The 24432-nt window shown below is 66.6% G+C and carries 25 protein-coding genes; 9 read left to right on the top strand and 16 right to left on the bottom strand.

Translation table 11 applies throughout. The features are described from left to right. The first annotated feature begins 45 nt into the window (after positions 1-45). The 6 genes from ACE3TJ_RS14145 to ACE3TJ_RS14120 are packed head-to-tail and all read left to right on the top strand — an operon-like array spanning position 46 to position 5098. Positions 46-777 carry a class I SAM-dependent methyltransferase gene (locus ACE3TJ_RS14145; protein WP_374597211.1) on the top strand — a complete coding sequence of 244 codons (732 nt, stop codon included), beginning with the start codon at positions 46-48 and terminating at the stop codon, positions 775-777. After that, entirely contained in the window at positions 774-2303 is a 1530-nt protein-coding gene (ubiB, locus tag ACE3TJ_RS14140) for a 2-polyprenylphenol 6-hydroxylase (protein ID WP_374597209.1), read from the top strand. Before ACE3TJ_RS14145 ends, ubiB begins: the two co-directional genes overlap by 4 nt. A gap of 9 nt (positions 2304-2312) precedes the next feature. Then, positions 2313-3539 carry a bifunctional phosphopantothenoylcysteine decarboxylase/phosphopantothenate--cysteine ligase CoaBC gene (coaBC, locus tag ACE3TJ_RS14135; RefSeq protein WP_374597207.1) on the top strand — a complete coding sequence of 409 codons (1227 nt, stop codon included), beginning with the start codon at positions 2313-2315 and terminating at the stop codon, positions 3537-3539. Continuing rightward, positions 3523-3969, top strand: a complete 447-nt coding sequence (dut, locus tag ACE3TJ_RS14130; protein ID WP_374597205.1) for a dUTP diphosphatase — start codon at positions 3523-3525, stop codon at positions 3967-3969. The genes coaBC and dut overlap by 17 nt, the downstream gene beginning before the upstream one ends. Before the next feature lie 8 nt (positions 3970-3977). Then, positions 3978-4733 carry a ThiF family adenylyltransferase gene (locus ACE3TJ_RS14125; protein WP_374597203.1) on the top strand — a complete coding sequence of 252 codons (756 nt, stop codon included), beginning with the start codon at positions 3978-3980 and terminating at the stop codon, positions 4731-4733. Next, positions 4730-5098: a DsrE family protein gene (locus tag ACE3TJ_RS14120; protein WP_374597201.1), complete on the top strand. Its 369-nt coding sequence runs from the start codon at positions 4730-4732 to the stop codon at positions 5096-5098. The genes ACE3TJ_RS14125 and ACE3TJ_RS14120 overlap by 4 nt, the downstream gene beginning before the upstream one ends. Before the next feature lie 8 nt (positions 5099-5106). Here the strand turns inward: ACE3TJ_RS14120 and ACE3TJ_RS14115 are convergent, their stop codons facing one another. Continuing rightward, entirely contained in the window at positions 5107-5607 is a 501-nt protein-coding gene (locus ACE3TJ_RS14115) for an SH3 domain-containing protein (protein ID WP_374597199.1), read from the bottom strand. A gap of 92 nt (positions 5608-5699) precedes the next feature. Here ACE3TJ_RS14115 and ACE3TJ_RS14110 point away from each other — a divergent pair, with 92 nt between their 5' ends. Together ACE3TJ_RS14110 and ACE3TJ_RS14105 are read left to right on the top strand one after the other, a co-directional pair. After that, on the top strand, positions 5700-6692 hold the full coding sequence (locus tag ACE3TJ_RS14110) for a 2-hydroxyacid dehydrogenase (protein WP_374597197.1): 993 nt from the start codon (positions 5700-5702) through the stop codon (positions 6690-6692). 65 nt (positions 6693-6757) lie between these two features. Beyond that, positions 6758-7045 (top strand): hypothetical protein, encoded by a 288-nt coding sequence (locus ACE3TJ_RS14105; protein WP_374597195.1) that lies wholly within the window; start codon positions 6758-6760, stop codon positions 7043-7045. Positions 7046-7048: 3 nt separating this feature from the next. Here the strand turns inward: ACE3TJ_RS14105 and ACE3TJ_RS14100 are convergent, their stop codons facing one another. From ACE3TJ_RS14100 to rimP, 11 genes are all read right to left on the bottom strand, one after another. Then, the gene (locus ACE3TJ_RS14100; RefSeq protein ID WP_374597193.1) at positions 7049-8455 is read right to left on the bottom strand and encodes an NAD(P)H-dependent flavin oxidoreductase; all 1407 of its coding nucleotides are present in this window, start codon (positions 8453-8455) and stop codon (positions 7049-7051) included. Between the two features lie 154 nt (positions 8456-8609). Next, a complete protein-coding gene (gene pnp, locus ACE3TJ_RS14095; RefSeq protein WP_374597191.1) occupies positions 8610-10940 on the bottom strand; it encodes a polyribonucleotide nucleotidyltransferase in 2331 nt (776 codons plus the stop codon). Positions 10941-11116: 176 nt separating this feature from the next. After that, positions 11117-11386: a 30S ribosomal protein S15 gene (gene rpsO, locus ACE3TJ_RS14090; protein ID WP_121047353.1), complete on the bottom strand. Its 270-nt coding sequence runs from the start codon at positions 11384-11386 to the stop codon at positions 11117-11119. A gap of 16 nt (positions 11387-11402) precedes the next feature. Beyond that, a complete protein-coding gene (gene truB / locus ACE3TJ_RS14085) occupies positions 11403-12284 on the bottom strand; it encodes a tRNA pseudouridine(55) synthase TruB (protein WP_374597188.1) in 882 nt (293 codons plus the stop codon). Between the two features lie 90 nt (positions 12285-12374). Continuing rightward, positions 12375-12770, bottom strand: coding sequence for a DUF6491 family protein (locus tag ACE3TJ_RS14080; RefSeq protein WP_374597186.1), 396 nt, complete (start codon positions 12768-12770; stop codon positions 12375-12377). 61 nt (positions 12771-12831) lie between these two features. Continuing rightward, complete coding sequence (locus ACE3TJ_RS14075; protein ID WP_374597184.1) at positions 12832-13419, bottom strand: thymidine kinase; 588 nt, start codon at positions 13417-13419, stop codon at positions 12832-12834. Then, on the bottom strand, positions 13419-13805 hold the full coding sequence (gene rbfA / locus ACE3TJ_RS14070) for a 30S ribosome-binding factor RbfA (RefSeq protein ID WP_374597182.1): 387 nt from the start codon (positions 13803-13805) through the stop codon (positions 13419-13421). The genes ACE3TJ_RS14075 and rbfA overlap by 1 nt, the downstream gene beginning before the upstream one ends. A 20-nt stretch (positions 13806-13825) precedes the next feature. After that, a complete protein-coding gene (gene infB / locus ACE3TJ_RS14065; protein WP_374597180.1) occupies positions 13826-16348 on the bottom strand; it encodes a translation initiation factor IF-2 in 2523 nt (840 codons plus the stop codon). A 9-nt stretch (positions 16349-16357) separates the two neighbouring features. Beyond that, positions 16358-17011: a DUF448 domain-containing protein gene (locus ACE3TJ_RS14060; protein WP_374597178.1), complete on the bottom strand. Its 654-nt coding sequence runs from the start codon at positions 17009-17011 to the stop codon at positions 16358-16360. Next, positions 16998-18557, bottom strand: coding sequence for a transcription termination factor NusA (nusA, locus tag ACE3TJ_RS14055; RefSeq protein ID WP_374597176.1), 1560 nt, complete (start codon positions 18555-18557; stop codon positions 16998-17000). Before nusA ends, ACE3TJ_RS14060 begins: the two co-directional genes overlap by 14 nt. Then, on the bottom strand, positions 18557-19093 hold the full coding sequence (rimP, locus tag ACE3TJ_RS14050) for a ribosome maturation protein RimP (RefSeq protein ID WP_374597174.1): 537 nt from the start codon (positions 19091-19093) through the stop codon (positions 18557-18559). The genes nusA and rimP overlap by 1 nt, the downstream gene beginning before the upstream one ends. A 215-nt stretch (positions 19094-19308) precedes the next feature. Here rimP and ACE3TJ_RS14045 point away from each other — a divergent pair, with 215 nt between their 5' ends. Continuing rightward, entirely contained in the window at positions 19309-20463 is a 1155-nt protein-coding gene (locus tag ACE3TJ_RS14045) for a PQQ-dependent sugar dehydrogenase (RefSeq protein ID WP_374597173.1), read from the top strand. On the opposite strand, the gene ACE3TJ_RS14040 is transcribed toward ACE3TJ_RS14045, so the two are convergent. From ACE3TJ_RS14040 to purH, 4 genes are all read right to left on the bottom strand, one after another. Then, entirely contained in the window at positions 20457-21269 is an 813-nt protein-coding gene (locus tag ACE3TJ_RS14040) for an enoyl-CoA hydratase (protein WP_374597171.1), read from the bottom strand. The two genes, ACE3TJ_RS14045 and ACE3TJ_RS14040, sit on opposite strands and share 7 nt — an antisense overlap. Positions 21270-21279: 10 nt before the next feature. After that, a complete protein-coding gene (trmB, locus tag ACE3TJ_RS14035; protein ID WP_374597169.1) occupies positions 21280-21960 on the bottom strand; it encodes a tRNA (guanosine(46)-N7)-methyltransferase TrmB in 681 nt (226 codons plus the stop codon). 159 nt (positions 21961-22119) lie between these two features. Next, entirely contained in the window at positions 22120-22605 is a 486-nt protein-coding gene (locus tag ACE3TJ_RS14030; protein WP_374597167.1) for a hypothetical protein, read from the bottom strand. Positions 22606-22827: 222 nt separating this feature from the next. Further along, complete coding sequence (gene purH / locus ACE3TJ_RS14025) at positions 22828-24420, bottom strand: bifunctional phosphoribosylaminoimidazolecarboxamide formyltransferase/IMP cyclohydrolase (protein ID WP_374597165.1); 1593 nt, start codon at positions 24418-24420, stop codon at positions 22828-22830. Between the last annotated feature and the right edge of the window lie 12 nt (positions 24421-24432).

Here is a 24432-nt window from a genome sequence, read left to right as displayed (position 1 = left end):
TGCCGCGTTTACGAAGGGGGCAAGCGTGGGCTAAGGCAACGTCCCATGTCGGAAACAGTCTCATACGGCTTCCAGGAGGTCGACCCCGAGGAAAAGACGCGGCGCGTCGGTTCGGTCTTCGCACGCGTCGCGGCGCGCTACGACCTGATGAACGACCTGATGTCGGGCGGACTGCACCGGCTCTGGAAGGATGATTTCGTCCGCGCCGTGAACCCGCGCCCCGGCGAGCGCATCCTCGACATGGCGGGCGGCACCGGCGACATCGCCTTCCGCATGGCGAAACGCGGCGCCCATGTGACCGTTGCGGACATCAACCCCGCGATGCTGGACGTGGGCAAGGAGCGCGCGAAGAAGCGTGGTCTCGAAGGCCTCGAATGGTCCGAGCAGAACGCCGAGGTTCTGAGCTTCGAAAGTGCCGGCTTCGACGCCTACACCATCGCCTTCGGCATCCGGAACGTCACCAACATCCCGGCCGCGCTCCGCGAGGCGTACCGCGTGCTGAAGTTCGGCGGGCGTTTCTTCTGCCTCGAATTCTCGCGCTGCGAGTGGCCCGTGTTCGCTCAAGTTTACGACAGCTATTCGATGAACGTGGTGCCGAAGATCGGCAAGGCCGTCGCGCGTGACGAAGAAGCCTATCAGTATCTCGTCGAATCGATCCGTCGCTTCCCCGACATGCCGACCTTCAAGAGCATGATCGCGGACGCGGGCTTCGCCCGCACCACGGCGCGGCCCATTCTCGGCGGCGTCGTCGCCATGCACAGCGGCTGGAAGATTTGACCACCTCGATCGTCCATGCCTTTCGGATGCTGCGCTGGGGCCGGACGCTTGCGCGGCACGGTGCGCTGCGCGAGATCGAGGCCGCACCGCAAACGCCGCCGCTGCTGCGCCGCATCGCCAAGCTCGCCCGGTTCGGCACCGGCGCGCCGAAAACACCGCACTATGCCGACGCCTTCCAGGCGCTCGGCCCCGCCGCGATCAAGCTCGGCCAGGCCCTCGCCACGCGCCCCGATCTCGTCGGCCCCGAGGCCGCGCTAGACCTGACCCGGCTGCAGGACAACCTCCCCCCCGCACCGTTCGCCGCCGTGAAAGCCTCGATAGAGGAAGCCTTCGGCGTCCCGCTCGAGTCGCTCTATTCGCGCTTCGACGAAGTGCCCGTCGGCTCCGCATCGGTCGCGCAGGTGCACCGCGCCGTAACCACCGATGGCCGCGCTGTCGCGGTGAAGGTGCTGAAGCCCGGCATCGAGGCGGATTTCGCGCGCGCGATAGAGACCTACGAATGGGCGGCCGTGCGCGCTGAGACGATCGGCGGAGAGCTCGCCCGCCTGCGCCCGCGCGCAACCATCGCTTACTTTCGCCGCTGGGTGGAGCGCGAGCTCAATCTCCGCATGGAAGCCGCGTCGGCATCCGAGCTTGCAGCGGCTCTGACGCCCGAGACCGGCTTCGTCGTGCCCGACGTGGACTGGGCGCGCACCAGCCGCCGCGTGCTGACCATCGCGTGGATCGACGGCGTGAAGCTCACTGACCTCGCAGCCGTCGATGCGGCCGGCATCGACCGCAAGGTGCTTTCGCAAACGCTCGTCCGCAGCTTCCTGCGGCAGGCGATCGGCCACGGTTTCTTCCACGCCGATCTCCACCAGGGCAACCTGTTCGCGCTGCCGGACGGGCGGCTCGCGGTCGTCGATTTCGGTATCATGGGCCGCATCAACCGACAGGCACGGCTGTGGCTCGCGGAGATCCTGCACGGGCTTCTCACCGGCAATTACGCACGTGTCGCCGAGATTCATTTCGAGGCACAGTACGTGCCGCCGCATCACGACATGGCCGAGTTCGAAACCGCGTTGCGTTCGATCGGCGAGCCGATCCGCGGCCTTCCGGTAAAGGACATCTCGATCGGCAACATGCTCGACGGGCTGTTCGCGGTCACGCGCCAGTTCGACATGGTGACACAGCCGCACCTGCTGCTCCTCCAGAAAACGATGGTGATGGTGGAAGGCGTCGCGCTCGCGCTCGATCCCGACGTCAACATGTGGGAAATCTCCGGGCCGTTCGTCGGCGACTGGATGCGCGACGAACTCGGCCCCGAAGCCGTGATCGCCGACCGGATCGTGGAAGCCTCGCGCGCGCTCGCCCGCCTGCCCGATGTCCTGAAACGCCTTGAAGCGATGGTCCCGAACCCCGGCGCCGCGCCGCCCTTGCCGCCGCTCGCCCCCCTGCCCGCCCCGCGCGGCATTTCGCGCACGGCATGGCTGCTGCTCGGTGCCGGCATCGGCGCGGGCCTTGGCTGGCTGGCGATGACGCTTTAGAGTCCGGCAGTGGGCAAACGCATCCTCCTCATCATTTCGGGCGGCATCGCCGCGTACAAGGCGCTGGCGCTCGTCCGACTGCTCCGGAAAGACGGCATCGCCGTGCGCGCGGTGCTGACGCAGGCCGCGCAGCAGTTCGTGACGCCGCTCAGCCTCGGCACACTCACCGAGGACCATGTTTACACCGATCTCTTCGACCTGAAGGAGGAGCGCGAGATCGGCCACATCCAGCTTTCGCGGCAGGCCGACCTCGTCGTCGTCGCGCCCGCGACCGCCAACATTCTCGCGAAGATGGCGGGCGGCATTGCCGACGACCTTGCGACGACGCTGCTGCTCGCCACAGACAAGCCGGTGCTCGCCGCGCCCGCAATGAACGTGCGCATGTGGCTGCACCCGGCGACGCAGCGCAACGTCGCGCAGCTCCGCGTCGACGGCATCACCATCATGGAGCCGGACGACGGCGACATGGCCTGCGGCGAATACGGCCCCGGCCGCCTGCCCGAACCCGAAGCCATCCTCGCGTCGATCCGCGCCATGCTCGCCGCGCCGCTCGGCGAGGCACAGACCGCCACCGCGCGCTTCGGCCAGAACCCGCCACCACTTCGCGGGAAGCACGTGCTCGTCACCGCCGGGCCGACGCACGAGCCGATCGACCCCGTGCGCTACATTGCCAATCGCTCGTCGGGCAAACAGGGCTTCGCGATCGCCGGCGCGCTCGCAGCGCTCGGCGCGGACGTGACGCTCGTCGCCGGTCCCGTGACGCTTGCGACGCCCCCCGGCGTGCGCCGCGTGAATGTCGAAACCGCGCGCGAAATGGCCGAAGCGGTCGAAACCGCGCTTCCCGTCGACGCCGCCGTGATGGTCGCCGCCGTCGCCGACTGGCGCGCGGAGGCCACCGGCCAGAAGATCAAGAAGGACAAGGGCGGCCTCGACGCCCTGCCCCTCGTCGAGAACCCGGACATTCTTGCGGGCCTCTCGAAATCGCCGAAGCGCCCCGGCCTCGTCATCGGCTTCGCCGCCGAGACCGAGACCGTCGTCGAGCACGCCAAGGCCAAGCTCGCGCGCAAGGGCTGCGACTGGATCGTCGCCAACGACGTCTCCGGCGACGTGATGGGCGGTGCGCGCAACCGCATCCACATCGTCAGCGCCGCCGGTGTCGAGGATTGGCCGGACATGGAAAAGGACGCCGTCGCCCGGCGGCTCGCACAAAGGATCGCCAATGAGCTCACCGATTGAAATCCGCCTGAAGCGCCTTCCCCACGGCGAGGGCCTCCCCATCCCCGCGCTCGCCACCAGCGGCGCGGCAGGCATGGATGTCGTCGCCGCCGAGGACGTGATCATCCCGCCGGGCGGGCGCCATGCCGTCGCCACCGGCTTCGCCTTCGCGATTCCCGAGGGCTATGAGGTGCAGGTGCGTCCGCGCTCCGGCCTCGCGCTCAAGAACGGCATCACCTGCCTCAACACGCCCGGCACGATCGACGCGGACTATCGCGGCGAGGTGAAGGTGATCCTCGCCAACCTCGGCGCCGAGCCCTTCGCCGTGAAACGCGGCGAGCGCATCGCGCAGCTCGTCGCCGCGCCCGTGCAGCAGGCGCACTTCGCCGAAGTCGATGACCTCGACGAGACCGCGCGTGGCGCCGGGGGCTTCGGCTCCACAGGCCGATAACGACGCCGTTGAGCCTTACCGACCCGCAACTCGAACGCTACGCCCGCCACATCATCCTGAAAGAGATCGGCGGCGCCGGACAGGCGAAGCTGCTCGCCGCGCGCGTGGCCGTGGTCGGCGCTGGCGGGCTTGGCAGCCCCTGCATCCAGTATCTCGCGGCGGCGGGCGTCGGACACCTCACGGTCATCGACGACGATGCCGTCGACATCTCCAACCTCCAGCGACAGGTGCTGCACGGCACGGATGACGTGGGCCGCGCCAAGACCGAAAGTGCAGCGAATGCCGTATCGCGGCTGAACCCGGACGTCGCCGTGGCGCAGCACCGTGTCCGGCTGGATGCCGCGAATGCTGCTTCGCTTCTGGCAGGCCACGACGTGATCGCGGACGGCTCCGACAGCTTCGAAACCCGCCGCGCCGTCGCCGATGCCGCGCTTGCGCTGCGCATTCCGCTCGTCGCCGCGGCCGTCGGCCCGTTCGAGGGGCAGATCGCGACCTATCGCGGCTGGGAGGCGGACAAGCCCTGCTGGCGCTGCTTCGTGGGCGAGGCTGCCGACCGCGAGGGCGCAACCTGCGCCGAGGCGGGCGTGCTCGGCGCGCTCACCGGTGTGATGGGCGCGATGCAGGCGCTGGAGGTGATCCGCGAGATCGCGCCCTTCGGGGATTCGCTTGCGGGGCGGGTTTTGCTGTATGATGCACTCGGCGCCCGGGTTCGCACCGTGCGGCTGCCGAAGGACCCCCGATGCCCGTCATGCGGAAAAGCGTGAAACAGCAAGGTCTTGCGCTCGTCTTCGCGGAAGCGAACCACGCGCGCCTGCACGGCGGCCTCAGCCTCGCGCTCGCCGCCGCCGCACTCGGCCGCCCGGTGCGGCTGTTCTTTCAGGGTGAAGCCGTCTGCGCGCTACAGGTGGAGCGGCACTGGGCGGGCGACAAGGCCTACAAGGCGGGTGGGCTGCCGCAGCTTTCGGAGCTTCTCGATCAGGCCATCGGCCTCGGCCTGCCGATCATGGCCTGCGAGTCGGGCATCCACCTCTGCGGGCTCAGCGCGCCGGGCCTGATCGCAGGTGTCGAGACGGGCGGCCTCGTCGCCTTCCTCGCCGATGCGCGGAACGACGAACTGCTGTTCGTGTAGAACCGGCGCTAGTCGATCGTTTCGCCCTTGTAGACACCCCACAGGTCGACCGCGAGCACATAGCCGTTGCGCCCGCCAAGCGAGAGGCGGCACCAGCCTTCGTCACAGACCTGGATGTCTGCAACCACGCCGGGCTCCGCGCGCCACACCGCGGGGCTTGAAAACTCGGCGCGCGCATAGAGGTTCGCAATCTTGCCGCGCACCATCGCGGTGCGCTTGCCCGAAAGCAGGTTCTTGTTCATCCAGCCGGTTTCGCCGTCCGGATCGCGGATTTGCCGCCAGATGCCCCATTCGCGGATCACCTCCACGGGAAGCCCCTTGCGCTTGTAGGTCCACGTCACCGGATAGGCCTCGCCCGGCCCGGCGCGCATGTTTGCCTCGCCCGAGGCGATCGAAACCCAGCGCGGCGTCGGCAGGCCGGAAAGTCCCTTGGTGGCGTCCGAATCCTGCGCCGCGGCGGGCGTTCCCGCAAAAGCGGCGGCGAGCAGCAGGGCGATGATGCGTTTCATGCCGCTATTGAATCGAATCCGCCCCGCCATGCAAGCGCCTCGCTTGCTCTCTCGGCCTTGACGCGGGTGCGAGGCGATCCTAGCCACGACACATGGAAGAACGCCCCCGCCGCCCGCGCGTCGTCGTCACGCGCCGCCTGCCGCAACCGGTTGAAGCGCGCATGAGCGAACTGTTCGATGTCGTTTTCAACGTTGAAGACAGAGCGATGTCACAGGCCGACCTCGCCGCCGCGATGGCGGACTGCGACGTGTTTCTGCCCACCGTTACCGACACGATCGACGCCGCGCTTATCGCCGCAGCGCCGCCGCGGCTGAAGCTGATCGCGAACTACGGCACCGGCGTCAATCACATCGATCTCGTCGCCGCGCGCGCCAAGGGCATCATGGTGACGAACACGCCCGGCGTCCTCACCGACGATACCGCCGACCTTGCCATGTCGCTGATCCTCTCGGTGCCGCGTCGCCTCACCGAAGGCAGCCGCCAGCTCTATTCGGGCAAGTGGGACGGCTGGAAGCCGTGCGACGTGCATGGCCACCGCATCACCGGCAAGAAGCTCGGCATCATCGGCATGGGCCGCATCGGCCAGGCGATCGCGACGCGGGCACGCGCCTTTGGCCTGCGCATCCACTACCACAACCGCCGGCCTCTGGCGGACACGGTGGAGGGAATGCTCGGCGCGACCTACTGGGACGATCTCGACGCGATGATCGAGGCGGTGGACATCGTCTCCATCAACTGCCCGCTCACCGACGACACGCGCCACCTCTTCAACGCGCGGCGCATCGCGCTGCTCGGCCCCGAAGCCTATCTCGTCAACACCGCGCGCGGCGAGATCATAGACGAGGATGCGCTGGCGGACGCGCTCGAAAAGGGCGTGATCGCGGGCGCCGGCCTCGATGTGTTCGAGGATGAACCGCGCATCAACCCGCGCCTCATTCCGCTCGATAATGTGACGCTGCTCCCCCACATGGGCTCTGCGACCTTCGAAGGGCGGCAGGCGATGGGCGACAAGGTCGTCACCAACATCCGCGCCTGGGCGGACGGGCACCGCCCACCCGATCAGGTGCTCGAAGGTTGGCTCTAACAAGCGGAACCGCTTCCCCCACACCGCGTTGACCCTTTGATGGGGCGTTATGTGGGAGATTTTTCATGCGTAAGTCTCTGATTATTCTCGGCTCAGGCGCATTGCTCGCGCTCGGCGCCTGTACGGGCAGCCGAACGATCGACAGTGGTCTTGTCGGCGCGGGCGTCGGTGCGGCGGCGGGCGCAGTGGTTCCGGGTGTCAGCACCACGGAAGGCGCCGTTGCAGGCGGTGCGGCCGGCGCAATCTACGGCGCGGTAACGGACGGCGACAGCAAGCGCGGCAGCAAGAAATACTGCCGTGATCGCTATCCGCGCGATTCACGCGAATACGATCGCTGCCGTCGCGATCGGTAAGGTTCAGTCGCCGGTCTGAATGCGCTCGACGAGTTGCTTCACCGTGGGAACGAAGCCGTTCGAATAGAACGGGTCCGTTGAGAAGTGGTGCGCGCTGTGCCCGGCGAACATGAGATTGTCCTCGGGCGGTGAGCCGTGCGCGATGTCCTGAAGCGTCTTCTGGATGCAAAAGGAGCGCGGATCGGCGAGCCGCCCGGTGCTGTTCTTGTCGAGGTGCTCGGCCCACGCGCTGAAGCGGCACTGCGAAAGGCAGCCCATGCAGTCCGCCTGATCCTTGCGCACCGTCTTCGCCATCGCGGGCGTTTCGAACACCAGCGTGTCATCGGGCGTCTTCAGCGCCTCGGTATAGCCCTGCGCGTGCCAGCCGCGCGCGTGCAGCAGGTCGTCGCGCGTGACGTAATAGTGCTTGTTGCCCGGCACGCCGACGTCGAGCAGGTGGGTGCGGTGGTCGTGCGGTTCCGTTGAAATGCCGATCTGCCGCTCGGAGCGGTGGATCAGGCCTTCAAGGAACGGCGTCTTCACGGCCGACGAATAGAAGCCCGTCGGCGAGAACGCCTGCAGCAGGATGTCGCCTTCGTTCAGCGTCGTCAGCTTGCGCTTCCACACGTCCGGGATCGGGCTTTCTTGCGTCAGAAGCGGCCGCGAACCGAACTGGAAGGCGATCGTGCCGAGTTCGGGATTGCCGATCCAGTTTTCCCATTCGCGCAGATACCAGACGCCGCCCGCCATCACGATCGGCACGTCGTCGGAAATGCCGACTTCGCGCATCGTATCGCGCAGATCCTTGACGCGCGGATAGGGGTCCTGCGGGTGGAGCGGGTCTTCGGCGTTCGAAAGGCCGTTGTGACCACCGGCGAGCCAAGGGTCTTCGTAGACCACGGCGCCGAGCCATTCGGGTGCTTTGCTGTAGGCGCGCTTCCAGAGCGCGCGGAAGGCGCGGGCCGATGAGATGATCGGATAATAATAGGTGCGATGCCGCGCGGCGATCTCGCTCAGCTTGTAGGGCATTCCCGCGCCGCAGGTGATGCCGTCGACAAGATCGCTCGCCTCTTCCAATATGCCTTCGAGGATACGCTGTGCGCCGCCCATTTCCCAGAGCACATTGATGTTGATGCCGCCCTGCCCGCCTGCGATCTCGTGCGCGCGGCGGACCTGCTCGACGCCGCCTGCGATACCGTAGGCGACCAATTCTTCGTGGCGGTCCCCGCGTGTGCGGCCGCGATAAATCTGCGGAATGATGTTGCCGAGCGCATCCGTGCTGTCGGCATTCACGGCCGAGACGGTGCCAAGCCCGCCCGCGGCAGCCCACGCACCCGACGAGGCATGGTTGGTCGCCGAAACGCCCTTGCCGCCCTCAACGAGCGGAAGCATCTCGCGCCCGCCCATGCGGATGGAATTCAGAAGCTTCATCGTACCTGTTGTCGTTTCTCAGCCCGCTGCGCCCCTCCGGCGCGTCTCCCCTTGCGAGCTATAGACCAACGGGAGCGCGATTGGGGGCGAAATATTACCCAGCCGTCAAATAGCAGGGGGAGCCTCGCAGGAGACTCCCCCTTTATACTATTTGTCAGTCGCGGTCGCCGGCGATGAAATCCGGCAGACCGCCGCCCTCACCTTCGTTCGACTCTTCACGACGGGGACGGTCGCCGCCTTCGCCGCGATCACGGCGCGGGCCACGATCACGGTCACGACCGCCACCGCCGCCGCGTCCGCGGTCACCACCACGGCCGCCGCGATCTCCACGATCGCCACGGTCGCTGCGCTCACCGCGCGGGCGTTCCTCACGCGGCGGACGCGTGTCGGGCAGTTCCTCGCCCGTCTCCTGGTTGACGAGGCGCATCGACAGGCGAACCTTGCCGCGGTCGTCGATGCCGAGCACCTTGACCTTCACCTCCTGGCCTTCGGTGAGCACCTCGGAAACCTTCCCGACGCGCTCTTCCTTGATCTCGGAGATGTGGACGAGGCCGTCCTTGGCGCCCATGAAGTTCACGAACGCGCCGAAATCGACCATCGACACGACCTTGCCGTTGTAGACCTTGCCCACTTCCGGCTCGGCGACGATGCCGATGATCCAGTTCTTGGCGGCTTCGATCTTCGACAGGTCCGACGACGCGATCTTGATCGTGCCGTCGTCCTCGATGTCCACCTTCGCGCCGGTTTCCGCGACGATCTCGCGGATGACCTTGCCGCCGGTGCCGATCACTTCGCGGATCTTGTCCTTCGGGATCGACATCGTCTCGATGCGCGGCGCGTGCGCCGACATCTCGGTGCGGGTGCCGTCGAGCGCCTTGTTCATTTCGCCGAGGATGTGCGCGCGGCCGGCCTTCGCCTGGCTCAGCGCCACCTTCATGATCTCCTCGGTGATGCCGGCGACCTTGATGTCCATCTGCAGCGAGGTGATGCCGAGCTCGGTGCCCGCCACCTTGAAGTCCATGTCGCCGAGATGATCCTCGTCACCGAGGATGTCGGAAATCACCGCGAAGTCCTTGCCTTCGAGGATGAGGCCCATGGCGATGCCCGAAACCGGACGCTTGAGCGGCACGCCCGCGTCCATCAGGGCGAGCGAACCGCCGCACACCGTTGCCATCGAAGACGAGCCGTTCGACTCGGTGATGTCGGCGATCACGCGCATCGTATACGGGAACTCTTCCTTGGTCGGCAGCACCGGGCGCAGCGCGCGCCATGCGAGCTTGCCGTGACCGACTTCGCGGCGGCCCGGCGCACCGAAGCGGCCGACTTCACCGACCGAGTACGGTGGGAAGTTGTAGTGCAGCAGGAAGTTTTCGTGGCTGATGCCGTAGATCGCGTCGATCATCTGCTCGTCGTCGGCGGTGCCGAGCGTCGTCGTGACGATCGCCTGCGTCTCGCCGCGCGTGAACAGCGCGGAGCCGTGCGTGCGCGGCAGAACCTGCACTTCGGCGAGGATCGGGCGGACGTCTTCCTTGCCGCGACCGTCGATGCGGCGACCGTCCTTCAGGATCGCACCGCGAACGATGTCGGCTTCCAGCTTCTTCACAAGCTTGCCGAGCTTCAGCTTCTCGGCGGGCTCCGCGTCCGCGAAGGACTCCTTCGCCTTGGCGCGCGCGGCGTCGAGCGCTGCAACGCGCTCCTGCTTCACGGTCAGCTTGTAGGCGGCCTCGATATCCTTGCCGACCAGCTTCTTCAGCGAGGCCTTCTTGGCGTCGGCGCCGTCGTCGAGCTTCAGCTCCCACGGATCCTTGGCGGCCTTCTCGGCGAGACGAATGATCGCGTCGATGACCTTCTTGCCGTTCTCGTGAACGAACATCACGGCGCCGAGCATCACTTCCTCGGAAAGCTCATGCGCTTCCGATTCCACCATCAGCACCGCGTCCGTCGTACCGGCGGCGACGAGGTCGAGCTTCGAGCCTTCGAGGTTGCGGCTGGGGTTCAGCACATACTCGCCGTCGACATAGCCGACGCGGCCACCCGCGATCGGGCCCATGAACGGCACGCCCGAAAGCGTGAGCGCGGCCGAAGCGGCGACGAGCGCGAGCACGTCCGGCTCGTTCTCGCCGTCGTAGCTCAACACCTGGCAGATCACGTTGACCTCGTTGTAGAAGCCTTCCGGGAACAGCGGGCGGATCGGACGGTCGATGAGGCGGCTGGTCAGCGTCTCATGCTCGGTCGGGCGGCCTTCGCGCTTGAAGAACCCGCCCGGGATGCGGCCGGCGGCCGAGAATTTTTCCTGGTAGTGTACGGTCAGCGGGAAGAAGTCCTGCCCGTCCTTCACCGACTTCGCAGCCGTCACGGCGCAAAGCACCACGGTTTCACCGAGCGTCGCGAACACCGCGCCGTCAGCCTGACGGGCAATGCGGCCCGTTTCCAGGGTCAGCGTCTTGCCGCCCCACTGCGTTTCAACTTTGTGGATATTGAACATCTGTTTTTCCGTTTCCTTCGCGGCCGGTCAAAAACGGGCCCTATGCCCGCCCGGCCTCCATCATCCGTCGCCGCGCTTGTCGCGGCAGACGGTTTGCGCACGGTGGCAGGCATTTTCGCGCCTGCCGTACCTTCAATACGAAACGGGCGCCGTGCGCGGCGCCCGAGACGAACCTTTTACTTGCGAAGCCCGAGCTTCCCGATGAGGTCGGTATACCGTCCCTCGTCCTTCCGCTTCAGGTAATCGAGCAGCGTGCGCCGCTTGTTCACCAGCATGAGAAGACCGCGCCGCGAGTGGTTGTCCTTGGCGTGGCTCTTGAAGTGCTCGGTGAGGTTGGCGATGCGCTCTGAAAGGATCGCGACCTGAACTTCGGGGCTGCCGGTGTCGCCTTCGGCGCGGGCATGTTCCTTGATCAGCGCTTCCTTGCGCTCTGCTGCAATCGACATCGTAGACTCCTTCGTTCTAGAGGTTGAAGCCCCGCTCCACACGGACTGTTCCCGCTTCAACGCGGGCGAGCGCGACGGGCACTGCGTCCAGCATCGCGACCACAAGTCCGTCCGGTTCGGGACGTCCGGCGAGCGTCTGGCCCGATTTGAGCCGGGCCGCTTCGCCGGGGTTGACCGCCAGAGCCGGGATGTCGTCCAGCCCCGCGGTCAGCGGCAACAGTGCCGCTATAAGGCGCTGCTCCATAGCGAGTTCGCCGAGTTTGTCCAGCGATATCGCGCCTTCGAGGCCGAACGGCCCCGCCTTCGTGCGTCGGAGCATGACCACATGCCCCACCGTGCCGAGCGCCTCCGCAATATCCCGGGCGAGGCTCCGCACATAGGTGCCCTTGGAGCACGAAACGGAGAACGTCGCCGTATCACCGTCCGCCTCCAGCAGATCGAGCGCATGGATCGTCACCGCGCGGGGCGGAAGCACGACGGTTTCGCCGGCGCGCGCCCGCGCATAGGCCCGCTCGCCGTCCACCTTCAGCGCCGAATAGGCGGGTGGGCGCTGTTCGATGGGTCCGGTGAAGCGCGGCAGCACCGCCTCGATCGCCGCGCGCGAGGGCCGCACGTCCGATGTCGCCACGACGGCGCCCTCGGCATCTTCGGTTTCCGTCGCCGCGCCGAAACGCACGGTGAAGGCATAGGCCTTGTCGCCGTTCAGCATCCGGCCCGTCAGCTTGGTCGCCTCGCCGAGCGCGATCGGCAGCACGCCCGTCGCCAGCGGATCGAGCGTGCCGCCGTGGCCGATCTTCGGCTTCGGGAAGCCCGCCTGCCGCCACAGCCGCTTGATCGCGGCAACGCCCTGCGCCGAGGTCAGCCCCAGCGGCTTGTCGAGAATGATCCAGCCGTTCACGCGGCGGCTTTAGAGCATCGCGCGCAAAAGTGGGAACCGGATTTGCGCGCCAAGCGATGCGGCAGGAAAATACACCGCGCGGCCCGCCTGTCAGTCCTCTTTGCTATCGGCTTTTTCGGCCTTCGCGGCCTTGCCGGGGTCTTCCGCGGTTACGAGGCTCTTCAGCTGGCAGGTGCGGCCATCGACGAGAATCTGCCCAAACTTGTCGAGCGTCCCCGTGCCCTTGGTGATGAAGCCGATCTTGTTCGCGAAGTTGAGACCCGTGCAGGGGCCCATCGTCTCGGCGTAATACCAGCGGCCGGTCTGCCCCTCGATATAGAGCGCATGGTCGTTTTCGGCGCGGAAATTCCGGATGCCCGTCGTATCGGCAAAGGGAATGCGCGCCTCCTCGCCGATCTTCGCCTGCGGTGTCGCCGCAATCGCCGGAACGGTGGAAAGGAGCGCGGCGATCACGCCCGCTCCTGCAGCATGGAATATCGTCTTCATGCTCTGTCTCCTTCGCCCCCTTTATCGGCCCCGCCGGGTGAACGACGACTGAGCGGCAAGGTCAGTTCCCGTTCAGCGCGAGGCGCTCCAGAAAATGCTTTCGGCAAAGCGCCACATAACGATCGTTGCCGCCGATATCGGTCTGCGCGCCTTTGCTCACCGGGCGCCCCTCCATATCGACGCGCAGGTTCATCGTCGCCTTACGCCCGCATTCGCACACGGATTTGAGCTCGACGAGCTTGTCCGCGATCGCGAGCAGCCGCGCGCTCCCCTCGAACAGCTCGCCGCGGAAATCGGTGCGGAGTCCATAAGCGAGCACCGGAATGCCGAGCCGGTCGCACACCGCCGCAAGCTGGTCCACCTGCACCCGGCTCAGGAACTGCGCCTCGTCGACCAGCACGCAGCCGATCGGCGCCACGCCGTGCTCGGCGGAAATGATGACATCGAGATCGGTATCATCCGAAAAAGGTACCGCTTCGGCCTCAAGCCCGATCCGCGAACTGATCCGTCCGCGCCCGCCGCGATCATCGACCGCCGCCGTGAACAGCAGCGTCCGCATCCCGCGCTCGACATAGTTGAAGCTCGATTGCAGCAGCGTCGTCGATTTCCCCGCGTTCATCGACGCAAAGTAGAAATACAGCTTCGCCATCAGTCCTCGAGGTCGCGCGCCACCTTCGGATCGCGCAGCAGCGCATCGATACGGCTGGCTTCCTCGTAGCTCTCGTCGAGCCGGAACTTGAGTTCGGGTGTGTATTTGGTGCTCATGGACCGGGCCACCTCGCCGCGCAGGTATTTCGCGTTGCGTTTCAGCGCGGCGAGCACCTCGTCGTCGTCACCACCGAGCGCCTTCACGAAAGCCGTAGCGATGCGCAGGTCCGGGGAGACCCGCACCTCGCTCACCGAGACGATGTGCGTTTCGAGCACCGGATCGCGCACTTCGCCGCGGCCGAGCACGCCCGCCAGCACATGGCGCACCTGCTCGCCGATCCGCAGCAGGCGGACCGATTTGCCCTCGGGGGTTTGCGTCTGCCGCATAGACCCGCGCGCGAAACGCCCTAGAGCGTCCGCTCGCGCTCCTCGACCTCGAACGTCTCAAGGTAGTCGCCCGCCTTGATGTCCGTCGTGGCTTCGAGCGTGACACCGCATTCGAGACCGGCGCGCACTTCGGCAACGTCGTCCTTGAAGCGGCGCAGCGAGGAGACCGAGCCGTTGTAGATGATGACATCGTCGCGCATGACACGCGCCTTGAGCGCCTTGCGGATGAAGCCTTCGAGGACGAGAAGACCGGCGGCCTTGCCATGCTTGCCCGCCTGGAACACTTCGCGGATTTCGGCGCGGCCGACGACGTGTTCGATCTTCTCGGGGCCGAGCTGACCGGCCATCGCCGCCTTCACATCGTCCACGAGATCGTAGATCACGTCGTAGTATTTCAGCGCCACACCGCGCTGCTCGGCGATCTCGCGCGCCTTGGCGTTGGCGCGCACGCCGAAGCCGATGATCGGCGCGCCCGAAGCGCCCGCCAGCGTCACGTCGGATTCGGTGATGCCGCCGACGCCCGAATGCAGCACGCGGGCCTTGATGTCGTCGGTGGAAATCCTGTTCACCGCCGCCACGATCGCTTCGACCGAACCCTGCACGTCACCCTTGATGATGAGCGGGTATTCGAGCGCCTGCTTTTCCTTCAGCGCCGAGAACATCGTTTCGAGGTTTGCGGGCGCCTGCGTCGTGCGCTTGCGCTGCAGAACGGAAGCACGATAGGCCGCGATCTCGCGGGCACGCGCTTCGTTTTCCACGACCGCGAACACGTCGCCCGCCATCGGCGTGCCGGAAAGGCCAAGCACCTCGACAGGCTTCGACGGACCGGCTTCCTTCACCTGCACGCCGCGATCGTCGACGAGCGCGCGCACCTTGCCCCACTCGGCGCCGACGACGAAGATGTCGCCGACGCGAACGGTGCCCCGGCTGACGAGCACGGTCGCGACTGGGCCACGGCCCTTGTCGAGCTTCGCCTCGATCACCGTGCCTTCGCCCGGACGATTCGGGTTCGCCTTCAGCTCCAGAAGCTCGGCCTGCATCAGGATCGCATCCAGCAGCTTGTCGAGATTCGTCTTCTTGAGCGCCGAGACCTCCACATCCTGCACGTCGCCGCCCATGTCTTCGACGACGACTTCGTGCTGGAGCAGTTCCTCGCGGACCTTCTGCGGCTTGGAACCGGGCTTGTCGCTCTTGTTGATCGCAACGATCATCGGCACGCCCGCCGCCTTCGTGTGGCTGATCGCCTCGATCGACTGCGGTTTCAGGCCGTCGTCGCCGGCAACCACCAGCACGACGATGTCGGTGACATTCGCGCCGCGACCGCGCATCTCGGTGAACGCCTCGTGGCCTGGCGTATCGAGGAAGGTGACGATATCGCCGGTGGCGACCTTCACCTGATACGCGCCGATATGCTGCGTGATACCGCCCGCCTCGCCCGACACGACATCGGTGCCGCGCAGCGCGTCGAGCAGCGAGGTCTTGCCGTGATCGACGTGGCCCATGATGGTGACGACCGGCGGACGCGGCAGCAGATCGGTATCGTTGTCGGCTTCGCCTTCAAGGCCGATCTCGACGTCCGAATCGCTGACGCGCTTGATGTTGTGCCCGAACTCGGTGACGAGCAGCTCGGCCGTATCCTGGTCGATGGTCGTGTTGATCGTCGCCATCGAGCCCATCTTGAACAGCGCCTTCACGAGGTCGGCGCCCTTCTCGGCCATGCGGTTCGCGAGCTCCTGCACGGTGATCGCCTCGGGAACGACCACGTCGCGCACCTGCTTCGCCTGGTTGGCGCCGCCGATATGCGCACGGCGCTCCTTTTCGCGCGCGCGGCGAAGCGCGGCGAGGCTGCGGGCGCGGCCGTTCTCGTCGCCTTCGAGCGCGCGCGTAACGGTGAGCTTGCCCGAACGGCGATGATCCTCACCCCGTCCGCGCGCGGGCTTCGGCGCTTCCTTGCGCACGGGCAGCGGCGGGCCGCGGCGCACACCACGGTTATTGTCGTCGTCGGCAGCCGCCGGCTCGCGCTTTGCCGCCGGCGCGGATGCAGCCGGGGTGGCGGCGGCCTGGGGTTCCGGCGCAGCGGGTTCGGGCGCCGCCGGTGCGGCTTCGCGGGTTTCTTCCTCGCGGCGCTTTTCCTCGGCGCGGCGGCGCTCGGCCTCGGCCGCCTCGGCGCGTGCGGTCTCTTCGCGGCGGCGCTGGTCTTCCAGCATCTGAAGACGCGCTTCCTCGGCCTCGCGCAGCAACTGCGCCTGCCGCTCCTGACGCGACATCAGGTCGTTCGGCGCGGCAGCCGGCCGGGGCTTCGGGGCTTCGACAACAGGCTTCGGCGGTGCCGCGACGGGCGCGGGTGCCTCGGGGGCGGCTTCCACCACCGTTTCCTCGGGCGCGCCATCGGGCCGTCCGAGCACGCGCCGACGCTTCACCTCGACGACGACGGACTTGGTCCGGCCGTGGCTGAAGCTCTGCTTGACCTTGCCGACGTCGACCGTGCGCTTGATTCCAAGCGGTGCACGTGCGCCCAGCTTCGGTTTGTTATCGTCGCTCATTCGTACCCTTTACAACTCAGATCCAGCGGACGGCGTCCCGTCCGAGATTTCGATTCCGTCATGCAGACCAAGATACGCGCGCCAGCGAGTGACCGCAGACTCCACGCGAAGCGCGGCCTGCCGGTCGCGAAGCGCGGCGTGTACCACATTGGCCTGCCCAAGCGCCAAGGACAATTCATCCCGGCCCACGGGCAAGGCGATTGCTTTGGCCTTTCCGCCCGCCGAATGCAACCGCTGCGCCAGCTTGCGCACGCCGTCGGGCGCGGCGTCGGCGGCGTGCAGCACAAGCCGCGCCTCGCCGCTGTCCACCGCCCCTGCGATGCGGTCGCTGCCGAGCAGCAGATTGCCCGCGCGAAGCTCCAGCCCAAGCCGGTCGAGCGCCGCGCGTTTCAACCCGGCCTCGATGCGTTCCGCCATGCCTTCGGGCACGCGTTTCACATCGCCCTTGAAGGCACGTTGCAATGCGCCCTTCAACTTGCCTTTGGCTTCGGCTTCAGCAACGAAAGCGCGATCGGGTTTCACCCACGCGCCGCGGCCCGGCGCGCGCGCGCCGACATCCGGCAGAACCTCGCCGTCGGGGGAAAGAGCGAGCCGCACCAGTGCGTCCCGCCCTTCGCGCTCACCGCTAATTATGCAGCGACGTTCGGGCTCATGCTTCGGCATCCGCGGGTGCGTCCTCCCCGGATGCGTCTTCGCCCTCGAACCAGTGGGCGCGGGCCGCCATGATGATGCGGTTACCGTCGGCTTCGCTGAGGCCATACTCCTTGAGCACGCCCTCACGTTTGGAGACGAGTTCGTCGGTCGCGAGATCGCCGAGATCGTCGAGCGTCTTGATACCGGCCTTGCCGAGCGTCACGAGCATCTTCTCGGAGAGCCCCTCGATCGCCGCCAGCGCGTCCTCGACGCCGAGCGCGCGGCGCTCCTCGCGGTTCGCGGCCTCGCGGCGCTCCAGCCCTTCGGTGGCGCGGTTCTGGAGTTCGCCCGCCAGATCCTCGTCGAAGCCTTCGATCGCGGCGAGTTCGTCCGTCTCGACGTAGGCGACTTCCTCAAGCTCCGTGAAACCCTCGGCAACGAGCAGCTGCGCCAGCGTCTCATCGACGTCGAGTTCGTTCATGAACATCTCGGAGCGCTCGACGAATTCCTTCTGGCGGCGTTCGCTCTCGTCGGCCTCGGTCATGATGTCGATCTGGTGACCCGTGAGCTGGCTCGCGAGGCGCACGTTCTGACCGCGGCGGCCGATGGCGAGCGAAAGCTGGTCGTCGGGAACGACCACCTCGATACGCTGCTCTTCCTCGTCGATCACGACCTTCGCGACTTCGGCGGGCTGCAGCGCGTTCACCACGAACGTCGCAATGTCGGGCGACCACGGGATGATGTCGATCTTCTCGCCCTGCAGCTCCTGCACGACGGCCTGCACGCGGCTGCCCTTCATGCCGACGCACGCGCCGACGGGGTCGATCGACGAATCGCGGCTGATGACGCCAATCTTGGCGCGGCTGCCCGGATCGCGGGCGACCGCCTTGATCTCGATAATGCCGTCGTAGATTTCCGGCACTTCCTGCGCGAACAGCTTCTTCATGTACTCGCCCGCCGCGCGCGACAGGAAAATCTGCGGGCCGCGGTTCTCGCGGCGCACGTCCTTGATCAGGCACCGCACGCGGTCGTTCACGCGCAGAATTTCGCGCGGGATCTGCTGGTCGCGGCGGATGACGCCCTCGGCGCGGCCAAGGTCGACGACGACGTGGCCGAACTCGACGCGCTTCACGACGCCCGTCGTCACCTCGTTCACGCGGTCCTTGAATTCCTCGTACTGACGCTCGCGCTCGGCATCGCGCACCTTCTGCACGATCACCTGCTTTGCAGCCTGCGCGGCGATGCGGCCGAACTCGATTGGCGGCAGCGGGTCGACGACGAAGTCGCCGATCGCGACGCCCTTGTCGCGCTTCTGCGCGTCGACGAGGCTGATCTGCTTGAAATGATCCTCAGGCGCCTCGACCACTTCGAGCACACGCCACAGGCGCATTTCGCCCGAGACCGGATCGATCTTCGCGCGGATGTCGTTCTCGGCGCCGTAACGGGCACGAGCGGCGCGCTGGATGGCCTCTTCCATCGCCTCGATCACGATCATGCGATCGATGGACTTCTCGCGCGCAACGGCGTCGGCAATCGCCAGCAGCTCGGCCTTGTTGGCGGAAATCGCGGTGGCCATCAGTCGTCTTCCTCTTCTTCTTCGTCTAACGCGTCGGCGCCCTCGCTGGAGAGCGGCTTCGTTGCCTTGATGAGATCGTCGGTCAGCACCAGCTTCGCGCTGGCGATACTTGCAAACGGCACCGCGGTCTCGCCGAGTCCCTCAACCGCGATGCGCACCATAGCATCATCGAGCCCGAGAATGTGCCCCTGAAACCGCTTCCGTCCTTCAGCGGGCTCGGTGAGCTGGATCTTGGCGACATATCCCGCCCAGTCGGCAAAATCCTGAAGGCGGGTCAGCGGCCGGTCGATGCCGGGCGAACTCACCTCGAGATTATACTCGCCCGGAATCGGATCGACTTCATCGAGCATGTCCGACACGCGGCGGCTCAGCGACGCGCACTGATCGATGGTGAGCTGCCGCGTCGCGGGGTCTTCCGCCATCACCTGCAGCGTCAACCCGCCCGCACCGTTCATCAGCGCAACGCGCACGAGATCGAAGCCCATCGCGGTTGCGATCGGCTCCACCAGTGCCTCGAGCGCCTTCGTGTCCGTCAAACTCCTGCTCCCTTGCAGATACGACCCTTCGGCGCCGGTTCCGAACCTTGGAACCGACCTCCTCTTGGACTACCCATGTGGAGAACGCTGCCCATATAGGCGCAAACCCTGCGCCTCGCAAGAGCACCACGCCCAGGCATGGGTATAGAGATTTGTCAGCGGCCCAACACCCGGCTAGCCTGCGCCCATTCCCCGAAAATGGAGACATTGCTGCAATGATCCGCTCTTTCCCCGCGCTCGCTCTCGTTTCCGCACTCGCCCTCGCCGCCTGCGGCGCAAACGGCTCCGCCGCCAACGACAGCGCCGACACCGCACCCGCCGCCACGACAAAGTCGGGCAAGCCCTTCACCTCGGCCGAAATGGGCACGTTCGAAGAGCCGTGGGCGCTCGCCTTCCTCCCCGATGGCCGCATCCTCGTCACCGAGAAGAAAGGCGTGCTGAAGCTGGTCCGCCTCGGCGGCGACACGGTCGATGTCGCGGGCGTGCCCAAGGTCGACTACGGCGGACAGGGTGGCCTCGGCGACGTCGCGGTGCACCCGGATTTCGCGAACAACGGCTATATCTACCTGAGCTTCGCCGAAGCCGGCGACGGCGACACGCGCGGCGCTGCTGTGGCGCGCGGCAAGCTTGTGCTGGATGGCGGTGCGCCCCGTATCGAGGGCCTGCAGGTGATCTGGCGGCAGGAACCCAAGGTCAGCGGACAGGGCCACTACGGCCACCGAATCGCCTTCGGCCCGGACGGCATGATGTACGTGTCGAGCGGCGAGCGGCAGAAGTTCGATCCCGCGCAGGATTTGAATTCCAATCTCGGCAAGATCGTGCGCCTTTCCGACACCGGCATGATCCCGTCGGACAACCCCTTCTACGATCAGGGCCGCGTGAAGGCGCAGGTCTGGGCTTACGGCATCCGCAATCCGCTCGGCATCGATTTCGACAGCGACGGCCGTCTCTGGGAAATGGAGATGGGACCGAAGGGCGGCGACGAACTCAATCTCATCAAGGCTGGAACCAACTACGGCTATCCCAAGGCCTCGAACGGCGATCACTACGACGGCAAGGACATTCCGGACCACAAGCCGGGCGACGGCTTCGAGCCGCCGAAGGTGTTCTGGAACCCCTCGATCTCGCCCTCAAGCCTGCTCATCTACAAGGGCGACCTGTTCCCCGACTGGAAGGGCGACGCCTTCATCGGCGCACTTTCGGGCGAGGCGCTGATCCGTGTCGACCTGAACGGCGAGACCGCGACCAAGGCCGACCAGTGGCCGATGGAAGCCCGCATCCGCGCCGTCGAACAAGGCCCGGACGGCGCGATCTGGCTACTTGAGGACGGCGAGAACGGTCGCCTCCTGAAGCTGACGCCCGCTTACTGATCCCGCCAGACGGGATCGCGTTTCGCGATGAAGGCGCCGATGCCCTCGCAGGCATCGGCCGCCATCATGTTTTCCGCCATCACCGTCGACGCATAGGCATAGGCCTCGGCGAGCGGCATTTCGCGCTGCGCATAGAAGGCGCGCTTGCCGATGCCGACGGTGAGCTGCGAGCGCCCCGCGATCTGCGCCGCAAACGCCATCGTCTCGGCTGTGAGCGCGGCGTCATCCACCACGCGGTTAACGAGACCGATCTCGGCCGCGCGCGCCGCGTCGATGAGGTCACCCGTCAGCAGCATCTCCATCGCGTGCTTGGCCGAAAGGTTGCGCGTGAGCGCCACCATCGGCGTCGAGCAGAACAGCCCGATCCGCACGCCCGGCGTCGCGAACCGCGCGGCCTTGCCCGCCACGGCAAGGTCGCAGCTCGCAACGAGCTGGCACCCGGCCGCCGTCGCGACGCCCGCCACCTCGGCGATCACCGGGCAGCGATGGTTCACGACCTCCTGCATCAGCTGGCCGCACGCCTCGAACAGCCGAATGAACGCGCCGCGGCCACCGTCCTCCGCGGCGCGCGCGGCATCCATCTCCTTAAGGTCATGCCCGGCGGAAAACACATGCCCCGCTGCCGCGATCACGATGACACGCACTGCGCGGTCCGCATCCGCATCGCGGAGCGCGGCGCGCAGCGCCTCGATCATCGCGAAGGACAGGCTGTTGCGCGCGGACGGCGCATTCAGCGTCAACCGCAGAACGCCGCCTTCCATCGCTGTCGTCACAGCTGTCGTCACGGGGGCTTCGTTCGCAGTCATGTCCACACTCCTATCGCCGCCGATACCGGAAATACCAGATCGGCCGTCCTTCGCCCGCCGCCCATTCGCCGTAGCGCGTCGGCGGCCAGTCATCGGGGCGAGTTTCCCAGTCGGAAGGATGCTCGGCAAGCCACTCAAAGTCAGTCCGCCGCGCCATCTGCATCACCGCCCAGCGCATGTAGACGGGATGATCGGTGGCGAGCCGAAACTCGCCGCCCGGCTTCAGCTTCGCGGCGATGCGATCGAGCGGCCCCGGATTGACGAAACGCCGCTTGGCGTGCCGCGCCTTCGGCCACGGATCGGGGTGGAGCAGATACACCCGCTCAAGCGCCGCATCGGGCAAACGTTCCAGCACGTTCAGCGCATCGCCGTCATGAACGCGGACATTCGTCAGCCCCTCGTCCTCGATGTGGCCGAGCAGGCCGGTGACACCGTTCAGAAACGGCTCACAGCCGATGAACCCCGTCTCCGGCCGTGCGGCGGCATGGGCAACGAGATGCTCACCCTTGCCGAACCCGATCTCCAGCTCCAGCAGTCGCGCGTCGCCGAACAGCCGCGCGGCATCCAGCGGCCCCTCCGTGGGAATCGCCACGGTGGGCAGCAATTCCTCGACAAGCCGCTGCGCCCGATTGCGAAGCGCAAACGCCTGGCGGCGTCCGTAAAGGCGGCGAATGGTGGTCGGATCGGACATCAAAACTCACTGGTCGACATTGGAGGATAGGTCGGAATCCGGGTCCGGCCGAGCCGAAAAGGATGACATTCGAGAACCGGCGCGCAGCGGACAAGAGTCCGTGAGCACCGGAAGCACAGAAAGTCGTGCTTTGCAGGCCAGCCTGACCCGGATTGCGGCCTATCTTGGGCGGCAGGCCTTGCCTTCATACTGATGCCGATGCAACCGGTATTCCTTGCCGTTCCATCGCTCGACCGGGAAGCAGAAACCGGGCCCGCCTATCTCGATGTCGGGCCAGCCGCCCGCGCCCTTCGTGGTGAGCAGGTTCGGGATGCCGGGGCCGCCGGTGATCAGCTTCCAGCCGCCCGCCGCCTGCTTGCTGACGATCGCGTAGCCTGTCCCGGTGTTGCCGAAGCAAAAGCTGCTGCCTTCGGAAATGACGGCTTCCGGCTGGCCGTCTCCGTTCAGATCCCGCACCAGGTCGATCGTGCCCGGCGTGTAGGCCGCCGTGCCGGGATCACCGCAGCTTTCCCAGCGGTTCCCCTTCTTCGCGAACCCCGCCGCCTTGAACGCCGCCGCCGTATCGGCGGGCGAAAGCTTCATGTCCGCCGCCAGCGCCGTGGATGCCGAAAACGCCAACACTACGCCAAGACAGAGAACACGCATGGCTTCCTCCCTCGCGCTATTGCGAAGCCCGAAGCCTACGCCTTTCAAAGCGAAAGCGGAACGATTCGCAAAAGCGCTTGAGGACGGCTCGAGCTTCCGCCCAGGGCGGAGCGAAAATGGTGGATTTCGAGAACCGGAGCGCAACGTACTTACAGTACGTGAGCACCGGAAGCGCAGAAAGCCGACGTTTGCAGCCCGCCCTGGGCGGAAGATCGGGCCGTCCTAGTGGCGGAAGTGGCGCATCCCGGTGAACGCCATCGCGAGGCCCTTCTCGTTCGCGGCCGCAATCACCTCATCGTCGCGGATCGAGCCGCCGGGCTGGATCACGGCCGTCGCACCCGCATCCGCCGCTGCGAGCAGCCCGTCTGCGAACGGGAAGAACGCGTCCGAAGCCACTGCCGAACCGACAGTTTTCACCTGCGCCCAGCCTGCGGCCTCGGCAGCGTCGCGCGCCTTCCACGCGGCAATGCGCGCTGAGTCGAGCCGGCTCATCTGCCCCGCGCCGATGCCGGCAGTCGCGCCGTCCTTCGCGTAGACGATGGCGTTCGATTTTACGTGCTTCGCCACACGCCATGCGAACAGCATGTCGGCAAGTTCCTGCGGGCTCGGCTGGCGCGCCGTAACGACCTTCAGGTCATCGACACCGATCGCGCCGTTGTCGCGCGATTGCAGCAGATAGCCCCCCGCGATGGTCTTGAGCGAGAGGCCCCCGCGCGCCGGGTCCGGCAATTCGGTGAGCAGCAGGCGCAGGTTCTTCTTCTTCGCGAAGATCGCGAGCGCCGCTTCGTCGGCATCGGGCGCCACGACCACCTCGGTGAAGATACCGGTGATCGCCTCCGCCGCCGCCGCGTCGAGCGGCCGGTTCACCGCAATGATGCCGCCGAACGCCGAGACGGGATCGCAGGCAAGTGCCGCGCCATAGGCTTCGGCAAGGCTGTCGCCCGTCGACACGCCGCACGGGTTCGCGTGCTTGATGATCGCGACCGCCGGACCTGCATCCTTGAACTCGGCGATGAGTTCGAGCGCACCGTCGGCATCGTTCAGATTGTTGTAGCTGAGTTCCTTGCCCTGCACCTGCCGGGCCTGTCCGATACCCTTGGTGTGCGGCCCGCGCGGCGCATAGAACGCCGCCTTCTGGTGCGGGTTCTCGCCGTAGCGCAGTTCGTCGCCGCGCGTCATCGCGACCGTCAGCGTATCGGGGAACAGCTTGCCCTGATCGCCGAACGCGAACCAGGACGAGATTGCGCTATCATACGCCGCCGTCGCCGCGAACGCCTTCGCCGCGAGGCGCTTCCTCAGCGCAAGATCGGTCGCGCCGTCATTCGCCTCCAGCGCCGCAATGAACTCCGCATAGTCGGCCGGATCTGTGAGGATCGCGACAAACCCATGGTTCTTCGCCGCCGAGCGCACCATCGAAGGCCCGCCGATGTCGATGTTCTCGATGATCTCGTCGCGCGCCGCGCCCTTCGCCACAGTCGCCTCAAACGGGTAGAGGTTCACCACCACCACATCGATCGGCGCGATGTCATGGTCGCGCATCGCGGCGGCGTGCTCGGGATGATCGCGCAGCGCCAGAAGCCCGCCGTGCACCTTGGGGTGCAGGGTCTTCAGGCGCCCGTCCATCATCTCCGGGAAGCCCGTGTGCTCGGACACGTCCTTCACGGCGAGCCCCGCGTCGCGCAGCGCCTTCGCCGTGCCGCCGGTCGACAGCAGTTCCACACCCCGCGCCGCGAGTGCTTTCGCGAGGTCGACCACACCCGTCTTGTCCGAAACCGAAATCAGTGCCCGGGTGACCTTCACCGGCATCTCGCTCATCGTCACTATCCT

The organism is Sphingosinicella sp. (assembly GCF_041916975.1).
Lineage (GTDB): Bacteria > Pseudomonadota > Alphaproteobacteria > Sphingomonadales > Sphingomonadaceae > Sphingosinicella.
Note: the sequence above shows the minus strand (reverse complement) of the source record. Positions and strands in the feature narration are given on the sequence as shown.